Raw genomic sequence first — 22,781 nt, forward strand, 5'->3', positions numbered from 1 at the left:
CTGAGGCCTGAGTTCAGGCCAGATGATCACTCGTGGGCGATTCGGGAGAGACGCTCCAGGTGGTCGCGCGGGCCGCCGAACAGCTGACGGCTGCCGTGCGCCCGCTTGAAGTAGAGGTGGGCGTCGTGTTCCCAGGTGATCGCGATGCCGCCGTGCAGCTGCACCATCTCGGCCGCCACCTGGAACAACGCCTCCGAGCAGTACACCTTGGCCACGGCCGCGCTGGTCTCGTCGGTCACGGCGCCGGCGGCGGACCTGGCGGTCTCCACCAGGACGTGCATGTCGGCCATGCGGTGTTTGAGGGCCTGGAACTGGCCGATCGGCTTGCCGAACTGCACGCGTGTTTTCGTGTGCTCGACGGTGAGTTCCAGGGCCTTGGCCGCTGTGCCTACCTGTTCGGCCGCGAGTGCCGCGACGGCGGCTGTCCGGATCTTCGGGTCCCAGGGGCCGAGTCGTGTCGCCGGTGCGTTGTCGAGGGTGATGGTGGCCAGGCGGCGGGTCTGGTCCATGGTCGGCGTGTGTTCGCGGGTGACGCCCGGCTGGTCCGGGGTCAGTTCGTAGAGGTGGTGGCCGTCGGTGACCAGGAGGATCTCGGCCAGGTCGCCTTCCAGGACGTAGCGGAGGGTGCCGGTGAGGTGGTCGGTCGCCTCGGTGATGTGCGTGTTGTCCCAGGGCCAGGCGAGCGTGGCGACGGCGCCGTCGGCGATCTTCTTGAGCAGCCGGCGTTCCGGGGTGGGGGTGCTCAGGAGGGCCTGTGCGGCGATGGCCGTGGCCAGGAGTGGGGACGGGGTGAGGGTGCGGCCCAGTTCTTCCAGGGCGATGTGGGTTTCCTCGGTGGTGGCGCCGGAACCGCCGTACTCCTCCGGGATCGGGAGCACGCCGATGTCGGTGAGGCGGGCCCAGAGGTTCTTGTCGTAGCCGGTCTCCATGGCCTCGCGGACGTTGGAGTGCTTGGTGAGCAGGCTGCGGACGGCGTCTTGCAGGGCCTGTTGTTCTGGTGTCACAACGCCTCCAGCACGCGTGCTCGGTGCATTGACGGGCTGCCCCACGCCGTGCGGAGGGCTCTGGTTCGCAGGAGGAAGCGGCTCAGGTCGTGCTCGGCGGTGTAGCCGATGGCGCCGTGGACCTGCAGGGCGGTGCGGGCCGCCTGCCAGGCGGCGTCCGAGGCGGCGACCTTGGCGGCCGAGATGTCCCTGGTGGTCAGGGTCACGGCGGCGCCGTGGACGAGGGGGCGGGCGAGCTCCAGTCCGATGAGGACGTTCGCGAGGTGGTGCTTGACCGCCTGGAACTGGCCGATCGGCTTGCCGAACTGGTGGCGCGCCTTGACGTGGTCGGTGGACATGTCGAGCACGGCCCGGCCGAGGCCGAGGAGCTGGGCCGCGCAGGTGAGGACGCCCAGGTTGAAGGCGTGCTCGGTGGGGACGCCGGTGGCGATCACCGGGCCGGGGGAGAGTTCGCGCAGGCGCCGGGCCGGGTCGACCGAGCTGAGTTCGGTGGTGGGGGAGGCGTGGTGGAGGGTGGTGCCGTCGGCCAGGAGGTAGTGGTCGGCCTCGGCGGCGTGGGGGACGAGGGGCGGGAACGCAACCGACCAGGTGCCGGCTTTGGGCGCGGGCCTGCCCAGCAGCGCCGGCACCACCGCCAGCGACTCGATCCACGGCCCCGGCAACGCGTGGTGGCCCAGTTCCTCGAACACCACCACCAAATCCACGGGGTCGGTCACCTCGTCCACCCCCAGCGAGGCGAGGTCCGTCCTGCCCGACCCCAGGAACCCGTGCAGCACGGCGGCGAGGTCCGTCTGCTCCGGTGACAGCGTGAACATCATCGCGGCAGCCCCAGGAGTCGTTCGGCGATCACGTTGCGCTGGATCTCGTTCGTGCCCGCGTAGATCGGGCCGGACAGCGAGAACAGCCAGCCGTCGCGCCAGCCCGGTGCCACCTCGCCCAGCAGGTCGAGGGCGGTCTCGTGCAGCGCCACGTCGAGTTCCGACCAGAACACCTTGGTGACGCTGGCCGCCGGGCCCGACAGTGGCGAGGCGAGGGCTCCAAAGGTGTGCAGGCGGTAGGCCTGGGCGCCGATCCACGCGTCCACGACCCGGTCGCGCAGGGCCGGGTCCGGGTTCTTGCGGTAGAGCTCGACCAAGCGCGACGCCGCTGCCACAAACCGGCCGGGGGAGCGCAACGTCAGGCCTCGTTCGTTGCCCGCGGTGCTCATGGCCACGCGCCAGCCGTCGCCGACCTCGCCGATGACGTCGTGGTCCGACACGAAGACGTCGTCCAGGAAGATCTCGGCGAAGCCCGGTTCGCCGTCGAGCTGGTCGATCGGGCGGACGGTCACGCCCTCGGCACGCAGGTCGAAGAGCAGGTAGGTGAGCCCCCGGTGGCGTTCGCCGGGGCCGGTGCGGAAGAGACCGAACGCTCGGTCGGCGAACGACGCGCGCGAGCTCCAGGTCTTCTGGCCGCGCAGGAGCCAGCCGCCGTCGCAGCGGGTGGCGGTGCTGCGCAACGACGCCAGGTCGGAGCCCGCCTCGGGTTCGGACCAGGCCTGCGCCCACACCTCCTCGCCGCGGGCCATCGGCGGCAGGATGCGGTCGCGTTGCTCGTCACTGCCGAAACCGAACAACGTGGGCGCCAGCAGGAAGATGCCGTTCTGGGAGACGCGGCCCGGCGCGCCGGCGGCGTGGTACTCCTCCTCGAACACCAGCCACTGCAACAAAGACGCCTCGCGGCCACCGAACGCGCGCGGCCACGAGACCACCGACAGGCGCGCGTCGGCCAGTTGCCGTTCCCACGCGCGGTGCTCCTCGAAACCCGCGGCAGTGTCCATCGAAGGCAGCGAACGGACGTGCGTGGCGAGCCACGAGCGCACCTCGGACTGGAATTCCGCGGTCGCGGCGTCGAGATCCAGGTCCATCAGCTGGAGGCCTTCTTCATCGCACGGGCGTCCATGCCCGCCAACGCGTCGGTGCTGACCTCGGCGTTGTGCGCGTGCGCGAAGTGGTGCAGGCCGAACACCGAGTCCATGCCGGCGCGCAGGCCCATCAGGTCCTCCGACTGGTTCACGGCCTTCTTCGCCAGGGCCAGCCCGAACCGCGGCATCGACGAGATCCGCGAGGCCAGCTCGAAAGTCGTGGACTCCAAAGCATCTCGGGCCACGACGCGCGACACCATGCCCCACTCGTAGGCGCGCTGGGCCGAGAAGCGGTCGCCGGTGAAGAGCACCTCCTTGGCGGCACGCGGACCGAGCACCCACGGGTGGGCGAAGTACTCGACGCCCGGGATCCCCATGCGCACCACGGGATCGGCGAAGAACGCGTCCTCGGCGGCCACGACCAGGTCGCAGATCCAGGCGAGCATCAGGCCACCGGCGACGCACGCGCCCTGCACCATCGCGATCGTCGGCTTCGGGATCTCCCGCCACCGCCGGCACATGCCGAGGTAGACCTCCATCTCGCGGGCGAACCGGAGATCACCGCCCTCGCGGCCGACGTGGTCCCACCACATCACCGCCCTGCGTTCGAAGGACTGGTCGACGTCACGGCCGGGCGAGCCGATGTCGTGGCCCGCCGAGAAGTGGTCGCCCGCACCGGCGAGGACGATCACCTTCACCTCGTCGTCGTCCACCGCGCGGGTGAAGGCCTCGTCCAACGCGTAGGTCATCGCCGAGTTCTGCGCGTTGCGGTACTCGGGGCGGTTCATGGTCACGACGGCGACCGCGTCCCGCCGTTCGTACGTGACAGTCACGCGTTCTCCTTGCGCAGTCGGGTTTTGAGGACCTTGCCCATGGCGTTGCGGGGGAGCGCGGGCACGAACTCGACCGCGCGCGGCACCTTGTAGTTCGCGAGTCTCGAACGGCAGAACGCGATCACGTCCGAGGCGTCCAAAGACGTACCCGGCGACGTCACGACGAACGCGAGCCCCACCTCGCCGAGCCGCGCGTCGGCCATCCCCACGACGGCCACCTCGGCGACCCCGGGAAGCCGGGCCAGCGCCTGCTCGATCTCGGCCGGGTAGACGTTGAACCCGCCGCAGATGTACATGTCCTTGAGCCGGTCGGTGATCGACAGGTACCCGCGCGAGTCGATCGACCCGACGTCACCGGTGTGCAGCCAGCCGTCGGCGTCCACCGCCGCGGCCGTCGCCTCGGGATCGTCGAGGTACCCGAGCATCACGTTGGGCCCGCGCAACAACACCTCGTCCCGATCCCCGAGCCGCAGCTCGAACCCGGCCATCGGCGCACCGCACGTCAGGGCGATCGTCTCCGGCGAGTCACCCGGACGGCACATCGTCGCGACCACGGCCTCGGTCAGCCCGTAGGCCGTCAGCACGGTCAACGACAGCTCGGCGCGCATCCGCTCGATCAGCACCACCGGCACGACCGCGGCACCGGTCACCGCCAGCCGCAGGCTCGACAGGTCGAACGACGCGCGGTCCGGGTGGTCCAGCAGCGCCTGGAAGATCGTCGGCGGCCCCGGCAGCACGGTGATCCGCTCGCGCTCGACCAGCCGCATCGTCTCCACGACGTCGAACACCGGCTGCGGCACGATCGTCGCCCCGCTCAGCAGACAGGCCAGAATCCCGGCCTTGTAACCAAAGGTGTGGAAGAAGGGGTTGACGATCAGATAGCGGTCGGCGGCGGTCAGCTCGCCACACGCCGCCCAAGCCTCCGCGACCCCCAAAGACTGCCGGTGCGCACTCATCGCACCCTTGCTGCGCCCGGTCGTCCCGGACGTGTACATGACGTCGCAGAGCTGATCCGGCTCCAGCACGGGAAGATCGGCGCCGGCGTCGACCCACTCGACCGGCAGCCGCACCACCGCGGGCAGGTCCGGGGTCAACGCCCGCAGCTCCGCCTCCCGGTCCCGCACGAGGAACGACCCCTCGACCACGAGCACCCGAGCGGCACTGCGTTGCAGCACGTCCAAGGTCTCGGTCGCGGTGAACCGGGTGTTGATCGGCACCAGCGCCGCCCCCGCGTGCAACGCCCCGAGCGCCGCCACCACCCACCCGGCGGAGTTCGGCGCGCACAACGCCACCCGGTCGCCCGGCCGCACGCCCATGCCGGCCAACGCCCGCGCGGCCGTCAGCACGGCAGCGCGCAGCTCCGCGAAAGTGAGGCGAACCTCCCCGTCCACCAACGCCTCCGCGTCGATGTACGAAGCAGCGGCGCCTTCGAGCACGGCTGAAACCGTTTCCCTGCTTGGAACGTTCGACACGACGCCCTCCAAAGCAAGTGCTTGGTAGGTTAGAGTATGGCCCATGGAGTCCTTCCGGCGCGAGGTGCGGGAATGGTTGTCCGCCAACCTCGTCGGTGAGTTCGCGCAGCTGCGCGGCCTGGGTGGTCCCGGCCGCGAGCACGAGGCGTTCGAGGGCAGGCTGCGCTGGCACCGGCACCTCGCGCGGAGCGGCTGGACGTGCCTCGGCTGGCCCGGCGAGCGCACGGTCGAGGAACAGGTGATCTTCCACGAGGAGTACGCCGAGGCCGACGCCCCGGCGAAGGTCGACATCGTCGGCGAGGGCCTGCTCGGCCCGACGCTCGTCGCGTTCGGCACCCAGCAACAGAAAGAACGCTTCCTCCCGAAGATCCGCAGCCTCGACGAGCTGTGGTGCCAGGGCTACTCCGAACCGGGCGCGGGCTCGGACCTCGCGTCCGTGCAGACCAAGGCGCGTCTTGAAGACGGCAGGTGGGTGATCGACGGCCAGAAGATCTGGACGTCCAACGCGCACTACTCGGACTGGATCTTCGTCCTCTGCCGCACCGAACCGGGTTCGCAGCGCCACCACGGCCTCTCGTACCTGCTCGTGCCGATGCACCAGCCCGGCATTGAGGTCAGGCCGATCCGCCAGCTCACCGGCACGTCCGAGTTCAACGAGGTCTTCTTCGACGGCGCCGTGACCGACGCACACAACGTCGTCGGCGTGCCCGGCGAGGGCTGGAAGATCGCGATGGCCACCCTGGGGTTCGAACGCGGCACCGCGATGCTCGGCCACCAGGTCGGCTTCAGAAGGCAGCTCGACGCGATCATGGCGAACAGCGACGACGAACGCCTCACCAGGGCGTGGGTGGAGCTGCACGTCATGCGCTCGCACACGATGCGCACCCTCAACGACGAACCGGGCCCGGAGGCGTCCGTGCTGAAGCTCTTCTGGGCGGGCTGGCACCGCAGGCTCGGCGAGCTCGCGATGGACTCCCTCGGCCCCGAGTCGATGATCGACGACAACGAGTGGCAGCGGATGTTCCTGTTCAGCCGCGCCGAGACGATCTACGGCGGCTCGGACGAGATCCAGCGCGAGATCATCGCCCACCGCATCCTGGGGCTGCCCCGATGACCGGCCACGACCTGCTCAGGGACAAGATCGTCGTGGTCACGGCCGCCGCGGGCACCGGCATCGGCTCGGCCACTGCGCAGCGCTGCCTCGAAGAGGGCGCGACGGTCGTCATCAGCGACTGGCACGAGCGCAGGCTCAAGGAGACCCACGAGAAGCTCGGCACCGACCACGCCATCCCGTGCGACGTCACGAACGAGCAGCAGGTCCAGAACCTGGTCGACGAGACGGTCGCCCGCCACGGCCGCATCGACGTGATGGTCAACAACGCCGGCCTCGGCGGTGAGAAGGCGATCACGGACATGGCCGACGACGAGTGGGCGAGGGTCCTCGACGTCACGCTGAACGGCACGTTCCGCTGCACCAGGGCCGCGCTGCGCCAAATGGTCGCCCAGCGAAGCGGTGTCGTCGTTAACAACTCCAGTGTGATCGGCTGGCGCGCCCAGAAGGGTCAAGCCCATTACGCCGCAGCGAAAGCCGGCGTCATGGCGCTCACCAGGTGCGCCGCGATGGACGTCGCCGAGCACGGCATCCGGGTGAACGCCGTCGCGCCGAGCTTGGCGGCGCACCCGTTCCTCGCCAAGGTCACCAGTGAGGAGTTGCTGACCGAACTGGCGTCCCGAGAGGCCTTCGGGCGCGCCGCCGAGCCCTGGGAGGTCGCGAATGTGATCGTGTTCCTCGCCAGCGACTACTCGTCGTACCTGACGGGTGAGGTCGTCTCGGTGAGCAGTCAGCACCCGTGAGGAAGGACCGAACGATGAGCACCCGGAGGGCCGAGCTGCTGGAGCTCGCCGCGCAGATGTTCGCCGAACGCGGCTACGGCCAGACGACGGTGAGGGACATCGCGGACGCGGCGGGCATCCTGTCCGGCAGCCTGTACCACCACTTCGACTCGAAGGAGTCGATGGTGGACGAGATCCTGCGGACGTTCCTGGACGAGCTGTTCAGCTCGTACCGGGAGATCGTCGAGGCGAGCCTCGGTCCGAAGCAGACGCTGAAGGCGCTGGTGGTGGCGTCGTTCGAGTCGATCGACACCCGGCACGCGGCCGTCGCGATCTACCAGAACGAGGCCAAGCACCTCGCCGGCGCCGAGCGGTTCGCCTACATCGAGGACCGCAGCGTCGAGTTCCGCAAGCTGTGGACGGTGCTGCTGGAGGAGGGCATGAGCGCGGGCGTGTTCCGCGCCGACCTCGACGTTGACGTGACGTACCGGTTCATCCGCGACACGGTGTGGGTGGCCGTGCGGTGGTACCGGCCGGAGGGTGACCTGGCGGCGGAAGCGATCGCCGACCAGTACCTCGCGATCCTGCTCGACGGCATCGCCACGGGCCGCCGGAAGAACTCCAAGACATAGCTTGAAGGAGGGCCCCTCGTGGCCGAGGCGTACATCATCGAGGCTGTGCGGACCCCGGCGGGCAGGCGTGGTGGCGAGCTGAGCCACGTGCACCCCGCGGATCTCGGCGCGCACGTGATCACGGCGCTGCTCAACCGCGTCGACGTCGACCCCATCGACGTGGACGACGTGATCTTCGGGTGCGTGGACACCGTCGGCCCTCAGGCCGGTGACATCGCGCGCACGTCCTGGCTCGCCGCGGGTTTCCCCGAGCAGGTGCCGGGCGTGACGGTCGACCGGCAGTGCGGGTCGAGCCAGCAGGCGCTGCACTTCGCGGCGCAGGCGGTGATGAGCGGCACGGCCGACGTCGTGGTCGCGGGCGGCGTGCAGAACATGTCGCAGGTGCCGATCGGCTCGGCCATGACGGCCGGAACACAGGCGGGCAGCCCGTTCGAGGGCTGCGAGGGCTGGCAGCACCGCTACGGCGACGAGGAGGTCAGCCAGTTCCGCGCGGCCGACCTGATCGCCGTGCGCTGGGACCTGTCGCGGCGCGAGATGGAGGACTTCGCGCTGCAGAGCCACCTCCGGGCGATCACCGCGATCAAGGAGGGCCGGTTCGACCGGGAGATCGCGCCGGTGAACGGGGTCGCGGCCGACGAGTGCCCGCGCCCGGACACCAGCGCGGAGAAGATGGCGAAGCTGCAGCCGTTGCGGCCGGGCGGACGGACGACGGCCGCGTTGTCGTCGCAGATCTCCGACGGTGCCTCGGCGGTGCTGGTCGTGTCGGAACGGGCGGTGCGCGAGCACAAGCTGACGCCGCGGGCGCGCGTTCGCCACATGTCGGCGCGCGGGTCGGACCCGATCTACATGCTGACCGCGCCGATCCGGGCGACGAAGTACGCGCTCGACCGGGCCGGGATGTCCATTGCGGACATCGACCTGTTCGAGATCAACGAGGCGTTCGCGTCGGTCGCGCTGGCGTGGGCCAAGGAGCTGAAGGTCGATCTGGGGCGGGTGAACGTCAACGGGGGAGCGCTGGCGCTGGGCCACCCGATCGGCGCGACCGGCACGAAGCTCTTCACGACGCTGCTGCACGAGCTGGAGCGGACGGGCGGCCGGTACGGGCTGCAGACGATGTGCGAGGGCGGCGGTCAGGCGAACGTGACGATCATCGAACGGCTCTGAGCCGGTCGATCGCGGTCTCGGCGTCCCGCACGATCGTCTCGATGAGCTCGGCGCACGTGGGCAGGTCGTGGAGGAGCCCCGCGACCTGACCCGACGCGAGCACGCCCGCGTCGGTCCGGCCCTCGACCAGGCCGGCCCTGAGCAGCATCGGCGTGTTCGCGGCCATGATCACCTGCGACCACGTGAGGTCCTTGCCGTGCCTCATGGCCAGGCCCTCGCGGATCATCGCGCGCCACGACAACCCCGTGTGCTGGCGGAACCTGGCCGCGTTCGCGATCGCCCTGGTCAGGCTGCTGATCGTGCCCGCCTTCTCCAGGTGCTCGACCAGGTCGGACCGCAGGACCCGGTGGGGCAGGCCGTCGACGCGGGTGGTCACGACCGTGCCGTTCAGATCCCGTTGCAGGTAGGCCTGTTTGACCGCGTCCGGGACCGTGCTCTCCCGCGTGAGCAGGAACCTGGTGCCCATCGCGACACCGGCCGCCCCGTACGCCAGTGCCGCCGCGAGGCCCCGGCCGTCGAAGAAGCCACCGGCCGCGATCACCGGGATGTCGACGGCGTCCAGCACGCTCGGGAGCAGCAACGTCGTGGCGACACCGCCGGTGTGGCCGCCGCCCTCGCCGCCCTGGACGATCACGGCATGAGCGCCCCACTTTGCGACCTTCTCGGCGTGCCGGGCCGCGCCGATCGACGGGATCACGACGACGCCCGCGTCGTTCAGCTTCGCGATCATGTCCGGTTTCGGGGCCAGCGCGAAGGAGGCGACCTTCACCTCCTCGCGGATGAGCAGGTCGATCCGGTCCGGGGCGTCGTGGGCGTCCGCCCGCAGGTTCACGCCGAACGGCGCGGACGTGCGCGAGCGTGTCTCCTTGATCGCGGCTTCGAGCTCGGGGTAGGTCATGGTGGCGGACGCCAGGATGCCGAGGCCGCCGGCTTCGGCCGTCGCGGAGACGAGGCGCGGCCCGGCGACCCAGCCCATCCCGGTCTGCACGACCGGGTGCCGCACGCCGACGAGGTCGGTCAGCGCGGTCCTCACGCCGGCACCTCCTTGTCCCGCTTGGCACTCGGGTCGAGCCTGGTCCTGATCAGCTCCAGTTCCTCGTCGGTCGGGAGCCGGGTCTCGGTGACGTTCTCCGCCGTGAGCGGGAATGAAGTCTGCTTCTGCACCTCGTCGACCGAGACGCCGGGGTGCACCGAGACGATCCGCATCGAGTGGTCGGGGGTGCCGAAGTCGAGCACGGCCAGGTTCGTGACGACGCGGTGGACGTCGTGGAACGGTCCGGCGGCCTTGTCGTAGCCGACGCCCGAGACGACGTCCACGGCCTCGACCAGCACGCGCGGGCTGTGCTTCGGCACCCAGTAGCTGGTGCGGTGGTTGACGGTGTTGCCCGGTGCGCCCCGGAAACCCAGGAGCTGGCGGGTGGGTTTCGCGTGGTCGCCGATCGCCGAGATGTTCTGGTTGCCGTACCTGTCCACCTGGTTCGCGCCCATCACGACGTGCCTGCGGCCGTGCGCGACCACGTCGAACACCCTGCGGTACGGCAGCCAGCCCTCCACAGTGGACTCCGGCGTGAGCAGGAACGCCTCGCCGTCGCTCAGCAGCAGGTCGGGCTCGGTGGTGAGCCGGGCGAGCTTGGCGCCCAGCGACGGGATCAGGCCCATCGGGCTCGCCAGGGTCTCGCCGGCACCCAGGAACAGGTCGGCGCACGCGGCGACGCAGACCTCGGCCCGCGTGATGTCGCTCATCCGAGGAACCTCTCGTAGAAGGCGGGCCACTGCTCCAGATCGCTCGCCGCGGTGGCGTACTCGCGTTGCAGCGCCTCGTCGCGCGGGTAGTCGGGAACGCAGCTGGTGAACCCCGCGCCACCAGGGGCCTCCACCACGCCGTCGACCATCATCCTGTTGAGCAGCAACGTCTGCGGCGGCCCGTCGAACGTCTCCACGACCCGCTCGCACGAGACGTACCGCCGGTCCGCGGCCAGGCAGAACAGGTCGTCGAAGTACGGGTCAGGGCCGAGGTACTGCGCGTTGCCGTGCTTGTCCGCCCGGTTGAGGTGCACCAAGGCCACGTCGAGCTTCAACGCCGGCATGGCGACGACCTCCTCGCCGTCGTCGTAGGGCGACCTGACGGTCTTGAGTTCCGGCGCGTACTTCAGCACGTCCGACCCGAGGCCTGCCCTGATCGGCAGGAACGGCAACCTGTGCGCGGCGGCGCGCAGCCCGGTCTGGAACATGCCCTCGTCCAGTTCGAGCACCTCGATCGCGCCGGTCTCGCGGGCCCGTTTGAACCAGGGGTCGTACGGGATCGAGTCGAGCGAGACGAAGCCGTAGACCAGCTTGCGCACCTTGCCCGCCGCGCACAGCAGCCCGGCGTCCGGGCCGCCGTACGTGACGACCGTGAGGTCTTCGACCGCGGTCCTCAGCAGGGCTTTGACCAGGGTCATCGGCTTGCGCCGCGAGCCCCAGCCGCCGATGCCGACGGTCATCCCGTCCTTGATCTCCCCGGCGACCTCGTCAGCCGTCGTTCGCTTGTCGCGCATGGTCTCCGTCCAGGAAGGCCTGCCGGGCGTGGTCCGACACACCGGTGAGGTTCAGCTCGAAGGTGAAGCCCTGCTCGAAGCGGTAGCTCTGGTGCACGCGCTGCGGGTCGATGCCGTTGATCGCCTCCTTGGCCGCGCGGATCACCGTGGTGTCCTTCTTCGCGATCTCCCCGGCGATCTCGCGGGCCGCGTCGTCGAGCTGCGCGCGCGGCACGACCTCGACGACGCTCCCGTGGTGGTGCAACGTCTGCGCGCTGACGTTCCGCGCGGTGTAGTACAGGGTCCGCATCAGGTGCTGCGGCACGAGCCTGGCCAGGTGGGTGGCCGCGCCGAGCGCGCCCCGGTCGACCTCGGGCAGCCCGAACGTGGCGTCGTCGGACGCCACGATGATGTCCGCGTTGCCGACCAGCCCGACCCCGCCGCCGAGGCAGAAGCCGTTCACCGCGGCGATCACCGGCACCTCGCAGTCGTAGACGGCCGCGAACGCCTTGAAGCACCCCCGGTTCGCCGCGACGAGGGCGTTGTAGCCCTCGGCGCGCTGGATCTCCTTCAGGTCGACGCCCGCGCAGAAGCCGCGGTTCTCGGCCCTCAGGATCACCACGCGCGCGTCCGGGTCCTGGCCCGCGGCGGTGATGGCCCTGCCCAGCTCGAACCACCCCTGCGACGGGATGGCGTTGACCGGGGGATAGTCGATGGTGACCTCGATGATGCCGTTTTCGCTGTGGCTGCTGGAGATTCCCATGGAGCCGCCTTCCGAACCAAGCGATTGCTTGGTAATTTAGCAGTGCCGGAGCGACCGGGGTAGGTGCTGGTGGAACTGGACCTCGACGGAGCAGTGGTCCTGGTGACGGGCGGCGTGCGGGGTGTCGGTCTCGGCATCACCCGCGCTTTCCTGTCGGCGGGCGCTGTCGTTGTGACGTGTGCTCGGCGGCCCGCGGAGGTCGAGGGCGCGTCGTTCGTGCCTTGTGACGTCCGGGACGCGGAGCAGGTCAGCGCGTTGGTGGCGGGGATCGTCGCCGAGCGCGGACGGCTCGACGTGGTGGTGAACAACGCCGGTGGTGCGCCGTTCGCGTTGGCGGACAAGGCTTCGCCGCGGTTCCACTCGAAGATCGTCGAGTTGAACCTGCTGGCGCCGTTGCTGGTGTCGCAGGCGGCCAACGCGGTCATGCAGCAGCAGGGTTCCGGGGCGATCGTCAACGTCAGCAGCGTGAGCGGTCGGCGGCCGTCGCCGGGAACCGCCGCTTATGGGGCAGCGAAAGCCGGTCTGGACAACCTCACCGCTTCTCTGGCCGTCGAGTGGGCGCCCAAAGTGCGGGTGAACGCGTTGGCCGTGGGGATGGTGCGCACCGAACAGTCGCATCTGCACTACGGCTCGGAGGCCGGGATCGAGGCCGTGGCTCGCACTGTGCCGTTGGGACGTCTTGCCTCACCGGACGAAGTCGGTGCGTGTGCGGTGTTCCTGGCTTCACCGCTGGCTTCTTACGTGACCGGCGCGACGCTGGTCGTGCACGGCGGGGGAGAGGCACCCGCGTTCCTGACCGCTGCCGATGAGGGGACTTCATGAGCCGGGTCGTGATCGTGACGGGCGCGGGGCGGGGGATCGGCCGGGCGCACGCGCTGGCGTTCGGCGAGACGGGTGCGCGGGTCGTGGTGAACGACCTGTCGGCCGAGGTCGCGGGCGAGGTGGCGGCGTTGATCGGGCCCACCGCGATCGTGAACACCGACGACGTCGGAACGTGGGCGGGCGCGCGCCGGTTGGTCGACGCGGCCGTGTCGGAGTTCGGCGGGCTGGACGTGCTGGTGAACAACGCGGGCATCGTGCGGGACCGGATGGTCGTCGGGTGCAGCGAGGACGAGTGGGACGAGGTCGTCCGGGTGCACCTGAAGGGGCATTTCGCGACTTTGCACCACGCTGCGGCGCATTGGCGTGCGGTGCACAAGGCCGGTGGTGCGGTGTCCGGGCGGGTGATCAACACGTCGTCCGGGGCGGGGCTCTTCGGCAGCGTCGGGCAGGCGAACTACTCGGCGGCCAAGGCGGGCATCGCGTCGTTGACGCTGGTGGCGGCAGCGGAGCTGGCCCGATACGGGGTCACGGTCAACGCGATCGCGCCCGCCGCGCGGACGCGGATGACCGAGGCGACGTTCGCGGACATGATGGCGGCGCCTTCTGAAGGCTTCGACGCGATGGCGCCGGAGAACGTGTCGCCCCTGGTGGTGTGGCTCGGCAGCGAGGAGGCCGGGGACGTCACCGGCCGGATGTTCGAGGTCGACGGCGGGCGGGTGTGCGTGGTGCACGGGTGGCAGCGCGGGCCGGAGGTCGACAAGGGCGCGCGGTGGTCGCCCGGCGAGCTGGGTGACGTGGTGCGCAAGCTGGTCGCGGACGATCACCCGACGCCGGTCTACGGGGCCGAGTAACTTCGATCATGTGACCCGACTGGACACGTACGCCTTGGTTTCCGGCGCGCTGTCGGCGTTGAGCGACTCGGAGCTCGCCGAGCTGGTGGAACGCGCCGAGCCGGCGAGTGCGGGGATCGGCGGGCCCACGGCGTTGCTGGAGGTCGGGGGCACGCGGGTGTTCGTGAAGCGGTTGCCGCTGACCTCGTTGGAGCTGGAGAACCCCGGCTCGACGGCGAACCTCTGCGACCTGCCGATGCACGCGCACTACGGCGTCGGGTTGGTCGGCGCGGCGGGTTTCGGCGCGTGGCGCGAACTGGCCGTGCACACCATGACCACGTCGTGGGTGGTGGAGGGTTCGTACGAGGGTTTTCCGCTGATGTACCACTGGCGGGTGCTGCCGCATCCGGACCAGACGTTGTCGGACGAGCTGGAGCAGGCCGTCGGCTACTGGGGGCCGGAGGTCGGTCCGCGGATCGAGGCGTTGCGGGCCTCGACGTCGAGCATCGCGTTGTTCCTGGAGTGGTTTCCGCACAACCTGCACGACTGGCTGAACGGCCTGGACGATCTCGAAGACGCCTGCGAGACGGTCGAACGGGAGCTGGCGGCCGGGGTGGACTTCATGGGCTCGAAGGGGCTGCTGCACTTCGACGGCCACTTCCAGAACGTGCTGACCGACGGGTCACGCCTGTACTTCGCCGACTACGGGCTCGCGATCTCCTCCGCGTTCGACCTGTCCGAGGAGGAGATCGCGTTCTTCGCCGAGCATCGGGACTACGACCGCCACTACACCGTCACGCACCTGGTGATGTGGTTCGCGCACGCGTTGCGCCGGGAAGGGGTTCCGCCGCGCATCGCCGAGATCCTGAACCGGCACAACGACGTCGCCGCGGTCATGAAGGACTTCTACCGGCGGTTCCAGCACGAGAGCAGGCGGACGCCGTTCCCGTTCAGATCCGTTCGATGATCGTGCCGGTGGCCAGCGCACCGCCCGCGCACATCGTGATGAGCGCGGTGGAGGCGTCCCGGCGCTCCAGTTCGTGCAGCGCGGTCGTGATCAACCGCGTGCCGGTGCTGCCGACCGGGTGACCGATCGCGATGGCGCCGCCGTTGACGTTGACCCGGTCCAGGTTCGGCCGGTGCACCGACGCCCACGACAGCACGACGGACGCGAACGCCTCGTTGACCTCGAACAGGTCGATGTCGGCCATCTTCATGCCGCTGCGCTGGAGCAGGCGCGCGGTGGCGTCGACCGGGCCGTCGAGATGGTAGTAAGGGTCCGAGCCGATCAGGCACTGCGTGACGATCCGGGCTCGTGGCCTCAGGCCGTGGGCCAGCGCGAACTCCTCCGACACGACCATGACGGCCGAGGCGCCGTCCGAGATCTGCGACGACGTGCCTGCCGTGTGCACGCCGTCCGGCACGACGGGCTTGAGCGCGGCGAGTGCCTCGAGGCTGGTCTCCCGGAGGCCCTGGTCGGTGTCGACGAGGTCCTCGCCGACCTTCACCGGCACGACCTCGGCGGTGAACCTGCCCGCCGCCCACGCGTTGCGCGCGCGGTTCTGCGACTGCACGCCGAACCGGTCGACCTCCTCGCGGCCGATGCCCCGCCGTTCCGCGATCCGTTCGGCCGCCACGAACTGGTTGGGCAGGTCGATCGTCCACGACTCGGGCCGCGGCATGCCGGTCTCACCGACGTTGGCGCGCAACGGCACCCGGCTCATCGCCTCGACCCCGCACGCGATGCCGGCGTCGATCGCGCCCGCCGCGATCAGCCCGGCGATCAGGTGCGTGGACTGCTGCGCCGACCCGCACTGGGCGTCGACCGTCATGCAGCCGGTGGTCTGCGGCAGCCCGGCGTGCAGCCAGGCCGTCCGGGTGATGTTGTTGGACTGCTCGCCCGCCTGGGTGACCGTGCCGCCGATGACCTGTTCGATCGTGGACGGATCAACGCCGGTCCTGTCAAGAAGACCTCGCTGCGCCGCGCCGAGGAGCTCGGCGGCGTGCAGGCCGGACAACCAGCCGTTGCGCCTGCCGATGGGCGTGCGCACCGCTCCCACGATCACCGGACTGCCCACGCGAGCCTCCTCGGCAACTAGAACACGTTCCTGTCAGGCTCCAGATTGGCCGTGTGGGGGCTTCAGCACAAGCCGCAAGCGTGTTTGAATCGGTTAGAACGCGTTCCACCTAGGAGGTGCCTGTGGGCAAGCCGCGCATCCCGGAAGGCTTCGACTTCACCGACCCCGACATGTACGCGAGTCGGCTGCCGTTCGAGGAGTTCGCCGAACTGCGACAGACCGCGCCGATCTGGTGGAACTCCATCCCGCAGGGATCGGCGGGGTTCCCGGACGACGGCTTCTGGGTGGTGACGAAGCACCGCGACGTCAAGGAGGTCTCGCGCAACAGCGAGCTGTTCTCCAGCCGCGAGAACACGGCGATCATCCGGTTCAAGGAGGACATGCCGCGCGACAACATCGAGATGCAGCGGTTGTTGCTGCTGAACATGGACCCGCCGACGCACACCAAGCAGCGTGCGATCGTGTCGCGCGGGTTCACCCCGCGGGCGGTCAGCTCGCTGCGAGAGGCGCTGGCGTCGCGGGCCGAGCGGATCGTGGCCGAGGCGCTGGAGAAGGGCAGCGGGGACTTCGTGTCCGACGTCGCCTGCGAGCTGCCGTTGCAGGCCATCGCGGAGCTGATCGGGATTCCGCAGGACGACCGGCGCAAGATCTTCGACTGGTCCAACCAGATGATCGCCTACGACGACCCCGAGTTCGAGATCGAGCCGTTGACCGCGGCCACCGAGCTGCTGGGGTACTCGTGGACGATGGCGGAGGACCGGCGCAAGTGCCCGCGCCAGGACATCGTCACGAAGCTCGTGCAGGCGGACGTGGACGGCGCCGGGCTCGCGTCGGAGGAGTTCGGGTTCTTCGTCCTGCTGCTGGCGGTGGCGGGCAACGAGACCACGCGCAACGCCATCACGCACGGCATGAAGGCCTTCTTCGACCACCCCGAGCAGTGGGAGAAGTTCAAGGCCGAGCGGCCGGCCACGGCGGGCGACGAGATCGTCCGGTGGGCCACGCCGGTGGTGTCGTTCCAGCGCACGGCGATGGCCGACACCGAGCTCGGCGGGGTGGAGATCAAGCAGGGGCAACGGGTCGGGATGTTCTACTCGTCGGCCAACTTCGACGAGGAGGTGTTCGAGTCGCCGGAGACGTTCGACATCTCCCGCGACCCCAACCCGCACCTCGGTTTCGGTGGCAGCGGTGCGCACTTCTGCATCGGCGCGAACCTCGCCAGGCTGGAGATCGACCTGATCTTCAACGCGATCGCCGACGCCATGCCGAACATCAGGCAGGTGGCCGAGCCGCGGCGGCTGCGGTCGGGCTGGCTCAACGGGATCAAGGAGTTCCGCGTCCAGTACGCGTGAAAGACGACCGAGGGCCCCTCCGGTGTCGCGGAGGGGCCCTCGGTCCTTCTCTAGGACTCGACGCGCAAGGTCGCCATCGCGCGTTCGGTCTCCCAGAACGCCCGCATCGACTTGATCAGCCCGTCCTCGCCCACGTGGTAGACGAACACGCCTTCGGTGTCGACGCGGGCGTTGCCGGGCAGGAACGCGCTGATCGTCCCCACGTTCGCGCACTCGCTGCCGGCCGCGAACGAGTCGTGGATCGCGAACTCGAACCGCTCCACGTTGGCGATCGCGAGGTCCCAGAACGCCGCGATCGCCTCCTTGCCGTGGTGGCCCTTGCCCTCGGCGTCGAACATCGACGGCCCCACCGGGTCCTCGACGACGGCGTCCTCGGCGAACAGGGCGAGCCACTCGTCCTTCTTGCCGCTCGACACGGCTTCCATGGAACGCCAGGAAGCCACGCGGGCCGGGGTTTCGGTCTTGGACGCCGTCCAGGTCACTGCGGTCACGCGAACTCTCCGATCACCTCGTCGGCGAAGCGCCGAAGTCCGTCCTTCTTGGCCTGGAGGCTGCCGTCGAACCCGACGCCGTAGAACAGCCACGGCACCACGATCGTGTCGGTCACGCCGACCTCGGCCAGCTGCTTGTAGCCGTCGAGCCCGAACCGGTCGATGCACACGGCCTGGATCTCGAACGGCCTCTCGAACGCGCCCAGGTCGTCGAGCGTCGCGATGACCTGCTTGAGCTCCTCGAACTTGATCATCGCCGAGGTCCAGCCGTCGCCGACCCTGGCCGCGCGCTTCAACGCGGCCTGGGTGTGCCCGCCCACGTAGAACGGGACCGGGGAGGTGGGGGCGGGGGACATCTGCAGGCGGTCGAAGTCGAAGTAGTCGCCGTGGTACTCGACCATGCCGCCGGCCAGCACGAGCTTGAGGATGTCGATCATCTCGTCGACCCGCGGGCCGCGGTTCTTGAACGGCACGCCGCACCACTCGAACTCCTCCGGCGACCAGCCGAGGCCCACGCCGAAGCCGAAGCGGTTGCCGGTCATGTGCGCCACCGAGCCGACCTGGCGGGCCAGCAGCAACGGGTTGCGGGAGCCCAGTTTCAGGACCTGGGTGTAGAAGTGGATGCGCGAGGTGACGGCGCCCATCGCCGCGGCCGCCACGAACGGGTCCACCCACGGGGTGTCGGCGTTCCACATCCGGGAGCCGTCCGGGGTGTACGGGTAGTCGGCGGAGACCTTCTCGGAGAAGAAGAGGGAGTCCGGCAGGGCTATCGAGGCGTAGCCGCACTCCTCGGCGCACTGGGCCAGCTCGGTCAGCTGGTCCAGCGGGCTCATGGCGATGCCTACGGTGAACTTCACGGCTTCTCCGATCCGACTACCCACATGGCGAAGAACTGGGAGCCGCCGCCGTAGGCGTGGCCCAGGGCTACTCGTGCGCCGTCCACCTGGTGATCCCCGGCCGTGCCCATCACCTGCATGGCGGCTTCGGCGAACCTCAGCAGGCCCGAGGCGCCGATCGGGTTGGACGACAGGACACCGCCGCTCGGGTTCACCGGCAGCCGTCCGCCGATCTCGGTCTCGCCCGCCTCGGTGAGCTTCCAGCCCTGGCCGATGTCGGTGAAACCCAGGTTTTCCAGCCACATCGGCTCGAACCAGGAGAACGGCACGTAGATCTCGGCGGCGTCCACTTCGGACAGCGGGTCGGTGATGCCCGCCTGCTTCCACAACGCCCGTGCGGCGTCGCGGCCTGCCCGCGGGTTGACCTGGTCGCGTCCGGCGAACGTCGTCGGCTCGGTGCGCATCGCCGTGGCACGGATCCAGGCCGCCTTGCCCGAGGTGGGTTCGGAGGAGATGACCACCGCGCAGGCGCCGTCCGACGACGGGCAGGTCTCGTCGTAGCGGATCGGGTCCCACAGCATGGTGGAGGCTTGGACCGATTCCACGGTGATGTCGGGTTGTTTGAGGTGCGCGTACGGGTTCTTGGCGCCGTTGCGGCGGTCCTTGGCGGCCACCATCGCGCCGATGTGCTCGGGTGCGCTCGCGCGGCGGATGTAGGAGCGGACGTGCGGGGCGAAGTAACCGCCCGCGCCCGCGTGCACTGGCATGGTGAACGGGGTCGGCACGGAGAGCGCCCACATGGCGTTCGACTCGGACTGCTTCTCGAACGCCACGGCCAGCACGCGGTTGTGCACGCCGGACTGGACCAGGGAGGCGGCCACGTTGCCGGTGCTGCCGCCCACCGAGCCCGCGGTGTGCACGCGCAGCAACGGTTTGCCGACGGCGCCGAGGGCGTCGGCCAGGAAGAGCTCGGGCATCATGACGCCCTCGAACAGGTCAGGTGCCTTGCCCAGGACCACGGCGTCGATGTCGGGCCAGTCGACGCCCGCGTCGGCCATCGCGCGGTCGATCGCCTCGCGGCACAGGCCCGCCATCGACACGTCGAGGCGCTTGGCCGCGTGGTGCGTCTGGCCGGTGCCGACCACTGCTGCCGGTCGCATCACGCACGCCCTTCCATGACGCAGACGAGGTTCTGTTGGAGCAGGGGGCCGCTGGTGGCGTGGCCGAGGACCTTGGTGGCCGAGCCGTCGTGGATGCGGCGGGCGGCTTCGCCGATGCGGGCGAGACCGGCGGAGAACATCGGGTTGCCCGCGAGCACGCCGCCGGACGGGTTGACGCTCACGTCGTCGCCGAGCCCGAGGGCTTGGCGCAGCAGGATCTCCTGGTGGGTGAACGGCGCGTGCAGCTCGGCCACCTGCACGTCGTCCACGCCGGCGGCCTTGCCCGCGGCGACGGTCGACGGCGAGGTCGTCAGGTCGCGGGTGCCGAACGACGGCGAGTCGGTGCGGTGCTCGAAGCCGGTGATCCACGCCGGGCGTTCGCACAGCTCGCGGGCCCGGTCGCCGGCGGCCAGCACGATCGTGGCCGCGCCGTCCGTGATCGGGGCGCAGTCGTGGCGCCGCAACGGGTCCGCGACGTACGGCAGGGTGAGCAGTTCGTCCGCCTCGACCTCGCCGGACAGCTGCGCCAGCGGGTTGGCGAGAGCGTTCTTGCGGCTCTGCGCCGCCACGGCGGCCATGGCGCGTTCGTCCCACAGGCCGTTCTCGATGCCCATCCGCGCCTGGATGCCGGCGAGGCCGAGCGTGTCCGGCCACAGTGGAGTGACGAGGTACGGGTCGAGCTGCATCGCCATCACCCGGCGGAGCTCACCGGCCGACGACTTGCCGAAGCCGTAGACGAGAGCGGTGTCGATCTCGCCGCAGAGCAGCTTGACCCACGCCTCGTACAGGGCCCACGCGGCGTCCATCTCCACGTGCGACTCGGCGATCGGCGGGAACGCGCCGATGGCGTCGACCGCGGAGACGAACGAGAACGCGCGGCCCGCCAGGTAGTCCGACGAGCCGGAGCACCAGAACCCGATGTCGGTCTTGGTGAGCCCGAGGCCGCCGAGCACCTCGTGGAAGATCGGGACCAGCATCTCGACACCGTTGGTGGTGCCGTCGGTCTCGCGCACGCAGGGCGTCTGCGCGAAGCCGACTACCGCAATGTCACGCACGCGAGCCTCACAGGTGCTGGGAGTAGGAGTCGAACGGCGCGTCCGGCTCGCCGGACGGCTTGAAGTGGTCGATGTTCTGCATCGTCGGGCCCCACTCCTCGCGCGGCTTCCACACGCCCTCGACGCGCATGCCCATCCGCACGTCCTCCGGCGCGACGCCGAGCAGCAGGTGCAGGAACGGGATGTCCGCGCCGTCGAGCAGCACGTACGCCGAGACGTACGGCGGCGGGATGCGCTGGCCCAGGAACGGGACGTTGACCACGCAGAACGTCGTGATCGTGCCGCGGTCGGCGAGCTCGACCTGGTCCGTCGTCGGCACGCCGTCGGTCGGGCAGGCAGGGCGCGGCGGGAAGTAGACCTTCTCGCACTGGGGGCAGCGCTGGCCGAGCAGCCTGCCCTCCATGAGGCCGCGCAGGAACGGGTCCTCTGTCGGCGACGCCGAGTGCGTGTAGTGCAGGTTGACCGGCGTGGTCACCATCGTGACGTCGTCCGCCTCCACGGGTTCGTCGGCGGGCTCGTCGGAGAGTTCGAAGCACTCGATGTCGGTGATCGCGCCGACGCGTTCGCCGCGCCATCGCACCCGCACGCGGGCGCCCGTGGCGATCTGGTCCGGCGTGCCCGCGTCAACGGCGTGCAGCAGCGAGGTGTCCGCGCCGTCGAGCTGGATCAGCGCCCACGCGAACGGCCGGTCGAGCGGCTGTCCTTCGAGGGGCTCGGGAATCCACGACCACCCGCGCACGACACCGGTCGCCGCCACGTCCACGAACTCGTGGAGGCGTTCGGCGGTCACGGGGTCGTACTCGAGCGGCGGCACGTGCACGCGCCCGTCGCTGCCGCGGATCCCGGTCACCCTGCGGCGCCGCAGATCCGAGAGGAACCGGCCCAGCGTCGGGCCGAGGGAGCGTGTGTAGTCGAAGCCAACGTCGAGCGGAGCACTCAGCGGCCGAGTCACAGATCAAAGTGAAACAGGTTCTCGAAATGGTGGCAAGATGGGTGCATGAAGCTCGGTCTGCAGCTCGGGTACTGGGGCGCTCGGCCGCCTCACAACGCCGCCGAACTCGTGGCGGCGGCGGAGGAATTCGGCTTCGACGCGGTGTTCGCCGCCGAGGCGTGGGGCTCGGACGCGTTCACCCCGTTGGCGTGGTGGGGATCCGAGACTTCGAGGGTGCGGCTGGGGACGTCCGTCGTGCAGATGTCGGCCCGCACGCCGGCCGCGTGCGCGATGCACGCGCTGACGCTGGACCATCTGTCGGGCGGGCGGTTCATCCTCGGGCTCGGCGTGTCCGGGCCGCAGGTCGTGGAGGGCTGGTACGGGCGGCCGTTCGCGAAACCCCTGGCCAGGACCAGGGAGTACGTGTCGATCCTGCGTCAGGTCATGGCACGCGAGGCGCCCGTCCGCAACGACGGGCCGCACTACCCGTTGCCGTATCAGGGACCTGGGGCGCTGGGGCTCGGCAAACCGCTGAAGCCCATCACCCATCCGCTGCGCCCTGACCTGCCCATCTGGCTCGGGGCGGAGGGGCCGAAGAACGTCGCGCTGACGTCGGAGATCGCGGACGGCTGGCTCGCCATCTACTACGCGCCGCGGCTTGCCGACATGTACAACGAGTGGCTCGACGACGGGTTCACCAAGTCCGGTCGGAGCAGGGAGAACTTCGAGGTCGCGGCCACGTGCCAGGTCGTCGTGACGGACGATCCCGGGGCGGTGAGGGCGATGCTGAAGCCCTTCGTCGCTTTGTACATCGGCGGAATGGGCGCGCCCGGCATGAACTTCCACGCCGAGGTGTTCACGCGCATGGGCTACGGCGAGGTCGTGCAGGACGTCGGCAGGCTCTTCCAGGCCGGGCGCAAGGACGAGGCGGCGCAGGTGGTTCCGGACGAGCTGGTGTCCGAGATCAGCATCGTCGGAACGGCCGAGCAGGTGCGCGAGGAGGTCCGCCGGTGGGAGAAGGCGGGCGTCACGACACTGCTCGTCGGCTGTCGCGACGTTGCCTCTATCAAGGCCGTCGCTGAGGCTTGTCAGTAGGTGAAACGCGTTCT

General features: G+C 69.8%; 24 protein-coding genes. 9 read left to right on the forward strand and 15 right to left on the reverse strand.

The genetic code is table 11. From position 1 onward, the window contains the following. Positions 1–26: 26 nt before the first annotated feature. Genes ACQEU1_RS00950 through ACQEU1_RS00970 form a run of 5 tightly spaced genes read right to left on the reverse strand, consistent with a single transcriptional unit; the run spans position 27 to position 5,257 of the window. Positions 27–1,004 carry an acyl-CoA dehydrogenase family protein gene (locus ACQEU1_RS00950; RefSeq protein ID WP_433195132.1) on the reverse strand — a complete coding sequence of 326 codons (978 nt, stop codon included), beginning with the start codon at positions 1,002–1,004 and terminating at the stop codon, positions 27–29. After that, positions 1,001–1,822 carry an acyl-CoA dehydrogenase family protein gene (locus tag ACQEU1_RS00955; protein ID WP_433195134.1) on the reverse strand — a complete coding sequence of 274 codons (822 nt, stop codon included), beginning with the start codon at positions 1,820–1,822 and terminating at the stop codon, positions 1,001–1,003. Before ACQEU1_RS00955 ends, ACQEU1_RS00950 begins: the two co-directional genes overlap by 4 nt. Beyond that, entirely contained in the window at positions 1,819–2,910 is a 1,092-nt protein-coding gene (locus tag ACQEU1_RS00960) for an acyl-CoA dehydrogenase family protein (RefSeq protein ID WP_433195136.1), read from the reverse strand. Before ACQEU1_RS00960 ends, ACQEU1_RS00955 begins: the two co-directional genes overlap by 4 nt. After that, positions 2,910–3,740: an enoyl-CoA hydratase gene (locus tag ACQEU1_RS00965; protein WP_433195138.1), complete on the reverse strand. Its 831-nt coding sequence runs from the start codon at positions 3,738–3,740 to the stop codon at positions 2,910–2,912. The genes ACQEU1_RS00960 and ACQEU1_RS00965 overlap by 1 nt, the downstream gene beginning before the upstream one ends. After that, positions 3,737–5,257, reverse strand: coding sequence for a FadD3 family acyl-CoA ligase (locus tag ACQEU1_RS00970; RefSeq protein ID WP_433195140.1), 1,521 nt, complete (start codon positions 5,255–5,257; stop codon positions 3,737–3,739). The genes ACQEU1_RS00965 and ACQEU1_RS00970 overlap by 4 nt, the downstream gene beginning before the upstream one ends. On the opposite strand from ACQEU1_RS00970, the gene ACQEU1_RS00975 reads away from it, so the two are divergent. Genes ACQEU1_RS00975 through ACQEU1_RS00990 form a run of 4 tightly spaced genes read left to right on the forward strand, consistent with a single transcriptional unit; the run spans position 5,256 to position 8,841 of the window. Next, complete coding sequence (locus ACQEU1_RS00975) at positions 5,256–6,326, forward strand: acyl-CoA dehydrogenase family protein (protein ID WP_433195142.1); 1,071 nt, start codon at positions 5,256–5,258, stop codon at positions 6,324–6,326. The two genes, ACQEU1_RS00970 and ACQEU1_RS00975, sit on opposite strands and share 2 nt — an antisense overlap. Beyond that, complete coding sequence (locus ACQEU1_RS00980; RefSeq protein ID WP_433195144.1) at positions 6,323–7,066, forward strand: SDR family oxidoreductase; 744 nt, start codon at positions 6,323–6,325, stop codon at positions 7,064–7,066. The genes ACQEU1_RS00975 and ACQEU1_RS00980 overlap by 4 nt, the downstream gene beginning before the upstream one ends. Before the next feature lie 14 nt (positions 7,067–7,080). After that, entirely contained in the window at positions 7,081–7,677 is a 597-nt protein-coding gene (locus ACQEU1_RS00985; protein ID WP_433195146.1) for a TetR/AcrR family transcriptional regulator, read from the forward strand. Positions 7,678–7,695: 18 nt separating this feature from the next. Next, positions 7,696–8,841 (forward strand): acetyl-CoA C-acetyltransferase, encoded by a 1,146-nt coding sequence (locus ACQEU1_RS00990; RefSeq protein WP_433195148.1) that lies wholly within the window; start codon positions 7,696–7,698, stop codon positions 8,839–8,841. On the opposite strand, the gene ACQEU1_RS00995 is transcribed toward ACQEU1_RS00990, so the two are convergent. From ACQEU1_RS00995 to ACQEU1_RS01010, 4 genes are read right to left on the reverse strand one after another with little or no spacing between them, the layout of a single operon-like run. Beyond that, complete coding sequence (locus ACQEU1_RS00995) at positions 8,825–9,874, reverse strand: NAD(P)H-dependent flavin oxidoreductase (protein ID WP_433195150.1); 1,050 nt, start codon at positions 9,872–9,874, stop codon at positions 8,825–8,827. The two genes, ACQEU1_RS00990 and ACQEU1_RS00995, sit on opposite strands and share 17 nt — an antisense overlap. Next, on the reverse strand, positions 9,871–10,584 hold the full coding sequence (locus ACQEU1_RS01000; protein ID WP_433195152.1) for a CoA-transferase subunit beta: 714 nt from the start codon (positions 10,582–10,584) through the stop codon (positions 9,871–9,873). The genes ACQEU1_RS00995 and ACQEU1_RS01000 overlap by 4 nt, the downstream gene beginning before the upstream one ends. Then, on the reverse strand, positions 10,581–11,378 hold the full coding sequence (locus tag ACQEU1_RS01005; protein WP_433195154.1) for a CoA transferase subunit A: 798 nt from the start codon (positions 11,376–11,378) through the stop codon (positions 10,581–10,583). The genes ACQEU1_RS01000 and ACQEU1_RS01005 overlap by 4 nt, the downstream gene beginning before the upstream one ends. Further along, positions 11,353–12,120: an enoyl-CoA hydratase family protein gene (locus ACQEU1_RS01010; RefSeq protein WP_433195156.1), complete on the reverse strand. Its 768-nt coding sequence runs from the start codon at positions 12,118–12,120 to the stop codon at positions 11,353–11,355. Before ACQEU1_RS01010 ends, ACQEU1_RS01005 begins: the two co-directional genes overlap by 26 nt. 63 nt (positions 12,121–12,183) lie before the next feature. On the opposite strand from ACQEU1_RS01010, the gene ACQEU1_RS01015 reads away from it, so the two are divergent. From ACQEU1_RS01015 to ACQEU1_RS01025, 3 genes are read left to right on the forward strand one after another with little or no spacing between them, the layout of a single operon-like run. Beyond that, positions 12,184–12,942, forward strand: a complete 759-nt coding sequence (locus ACQEU1_RS01015) for an SDR family oxidoreductase (RefSeq protein WP_433195158.1) — start codon at positions 12,184–12,186, stop codon at positions 12,940–12,942. Beyond that, the gene (locus ACQEU1_RS01020; RefSeq protein ID WP_433195160.1) at positions 12,939–13,793 is read left to right on the forward strand and encodes an SDR family oxidoreductase; all 855 of its coding nucleotides are present in this window, start codon (positions 12,939–12,941) and stop codon (positions 13,791–13,793) included. Before ACQEU1_RS01015 ends, ACQEU1_RS01020 begins: the two co-directional genes overlap by 4 nt. A gap of 10 nt (positions 13,794–13,803) precedes the next feature. Then, positions 13,804–14,739, forward strand: coding sequence for a hypothetical protein (locus ACQEU1_RS01025; RefSeq protein WP_433195162.1), 936 nt, complete (start codon positions 13,804–13,806; stop codon positions 14,737–14,739). Here the strand turns inward: ACQEU1_RS01025 and ACQEU1_RS01030 are convergent. After that, positions 14,723–15,850 carry a steroid 3-ketoacyl-CoA thiolase gene (locus tag ACQEU1_RS01030; protein ID WP_433195164.1) on the reverse strand — a complete coding sequence of 376 codons (1,128 nt, stop codon included), beginning with the start codon at positions 15,848–15,850 and terminating at the stop codon, positions 14,723–14,725. The genes ACQEU1_RS01025 and ACQEU1_RS01030 overlap by 17 nt on opposite strands. A gap of 122 nt (positions 15,851–15,972) precedes the next feature. Between ACQEU1_RS01030 and ACQEU1_RS01035 the strand changes: the two genes are divergently transcribed. Beyond that, positions 15,973–17,199 carry a cytochrome P450 gene (locus ACQEU1_RS01035; protein WP_433195166.1) on the forward strand — a complete coding sequence of 409 codons (1,227 nt, stop codon included), beginning with the start codon at positions 15,973–15,975 and terminating at the stop codon, positions 17,197–17,199. Between the two features lie 50 nt (positions 17,200–17,249). Here the strand turns inward: ACQEU1_RS01035 and ACQEU1_RS01040 are convergent, their stop codons facing one another. Genes ACQEU1_RS01040 through ACQEU1_RS01060 form a run of 5 tightly spaced genes read right to left on the reverse strand, consistent with a single transcriptional unit; the run spans position 17,250 to position 21,693 of the window. Continuing rightward, positions 17,250–17,690, reverse strand: a complete 441-nt coding sequence (locus tag ACQEU1_RS01040) for a nuclear transport factor 2 family protein (RefSeq protein ID WP_433195168.1) — start codon at positions 17,688–17,690, stop codon at positions 17,250–17,252. Beyond that, positions 17,687–18,547 carry a TIGR03619 family F420-dependent LLM class oxidoreductase gene (locus tag ACQEU1_RS01045; RefSeq protein WP_433195170.1) on the reverse strand — a complete coding sequence of 287 codons (861 nt, stop codon included), beginning with the start codon at positions 18,545–18,547 and terminating at the stop codon, positions 17,687–17,689. The genes ACQEU1_RS01040 and ACQEU1_RS01045 overlap by 4 nt, the downstream gene beginning before the upstream one ends. Beyond that, positions 18,544–19,686, reverse strand: a complete 1,143-nt coding sequence (locus tag ACQEU1_RS01050; protein ID WP_433195172.1) for a thiolase domain-containing protein — start codon at positions 19,684–19,686, stop codon at positions 18,544–18,546. The genes ACQEU1_RS01045 and ACQEU1_RS01050 overlap by 4 nt, the downstream gene beginning before the upstream one ends. Next, a complete protein-coding gene (locus tag ACQEU1_RS01055) occupies positions 19,686–20,741 on the reverse strand; it encodes a thiolase domain-containing protein (protein ID WP_433195174.1) in 1,056 nt (351 codons plus the stop codon). The genes ACQEU1_RS01050 and ACQEU1_RS01055 overlap by 1 nt, the downstream gene beginning before the upstream one ends. Positions 20,742–20,748: 7 nt before the next feature. Continuing rightward, positions 20,749–21,693 (reverse strand): Zn-ribbon domain-containing OB-fold protein, encoded by a 945-nt coding sequence (locus ACQEU1_RS01060; RefSeq protein ID WP_433195176.1) that lies wholly within the window; start codon positions 21,691–21,693, stop codon positions 20,749–20,751. 45 nt (positions 21,694–21,738) lie between these two features. On the opposite strand from ACQEU1_RS01060, the gene ACQEU1_RS01065 reads away from it, so the two are divergent. After that, positions 21,739–22,767 carry an LLM class F420-dependent oxidoreductase gene (locus ACQEU1_RS01065; RefSeq protein ID WP_433195178.1) on the forward strand — a complete coding sequence of 343 codons (1,029 nt, stop codon included), beginning with the start codon at positions 21,739–21,741 and terminating at the stop codon, positions 22,765–22,767. Positions 22,768–22,781 lie beyond the last annotated feature (14 nt).

The sequence above is a fragment of the Lentzea sp. CA-135723 genome (assembly GCF_050936595.1).
GTDB lineage: Bacteria > Actinomycetota > Actinomycetes > Mycobacteriales > Pseudonocardiaceae > Lentzea.

Coding starts and splice junctions, on each gene's coding strand:
- ACQEU1_RS00955 (WP_433195134.1), bottom strand. CDS start 1,822: ATGATGTTCACGCTGTCACCGGAGCAGACGGACCTCGCCGCCGTGCTG.
- ACQEU1_RS00960 (WP_433195136.1), bottom strand. CDS start 2,910: ATGGACCTGGATCTCGACGCCGCGACCGCGGAATTCCAGTCCGAGGTG.
- ACQEU1_RS00975 (WP_433195142.1), top strand. CDS start 5,256: ATGGAGTCCTTCCGGCGCGAGGTGCGGGAATGGTTGTCCGCCAACCTC.
- ACQEU1_RS00970 (WP_433195140.1), bottom strand. CDS start 5,257: ATGGGCCATACTCTAACCTACCAAGCACTTGCTTTGGAGGGCGTCGTG.
- ACQEU1_RS00980 (WP_433195144.1), top strand. CDS start 6,323: ATGACCGGCCACGACCTGCTCAGGGACAAGATCGTCGTGGTCACGGCC.
- ACQEU1_RS00985 (WP_433195146.1), top strand. CDS start 7,081: ATGAGCACCCGGAGGGCCGAGCTGCTGGAGCTCGCCGCGCAGATGTTC.
- ACQEU1_RS01000 (WP_433195152.1), bottom strand. CDS start 10,584: ATGAGCGACATCACGCGGGCCGAGGTCTGCGTCGCCGCGTGCGCCGAC.
- ACQEU1_RS01005 (WP_433195154.1), bottom strand. CDS start 11,378: ATGCGCGACAAGCGAACGACGGCTGACGAGGTCGCCGGGGAGATCAAG.
- ACQEU1_RS01010 (WP_433195156.1), bottom strand. CDS start 12,120: ATGGGAATCTCCAGCAGCCACAGCGAAAACGGCATCATCGAGGTCACC.
- ACQEU1_RS01020 (WP_433195160.1), top strand. CDS start 12,939: ATGAGCCGGGTCGTGATCGTGACGGGCGCGGGGCGGGGGATCGGCCGG.
- ACQEU1_RS01050 (WP_433195172.1), bottom strand. CDS start 19,686: ATGCGACCGGCAGCAGTGGTCGGCACCGGCCAGACGCACCACGCGGCC.
- ACQEU1_RS01065 (WP_433195178.1), top strand. CDS start 21,739: ATGAAGCTCGGTCTGCAGCTCGGGTACTGGGGCGCTCGGCCGCCTCAC.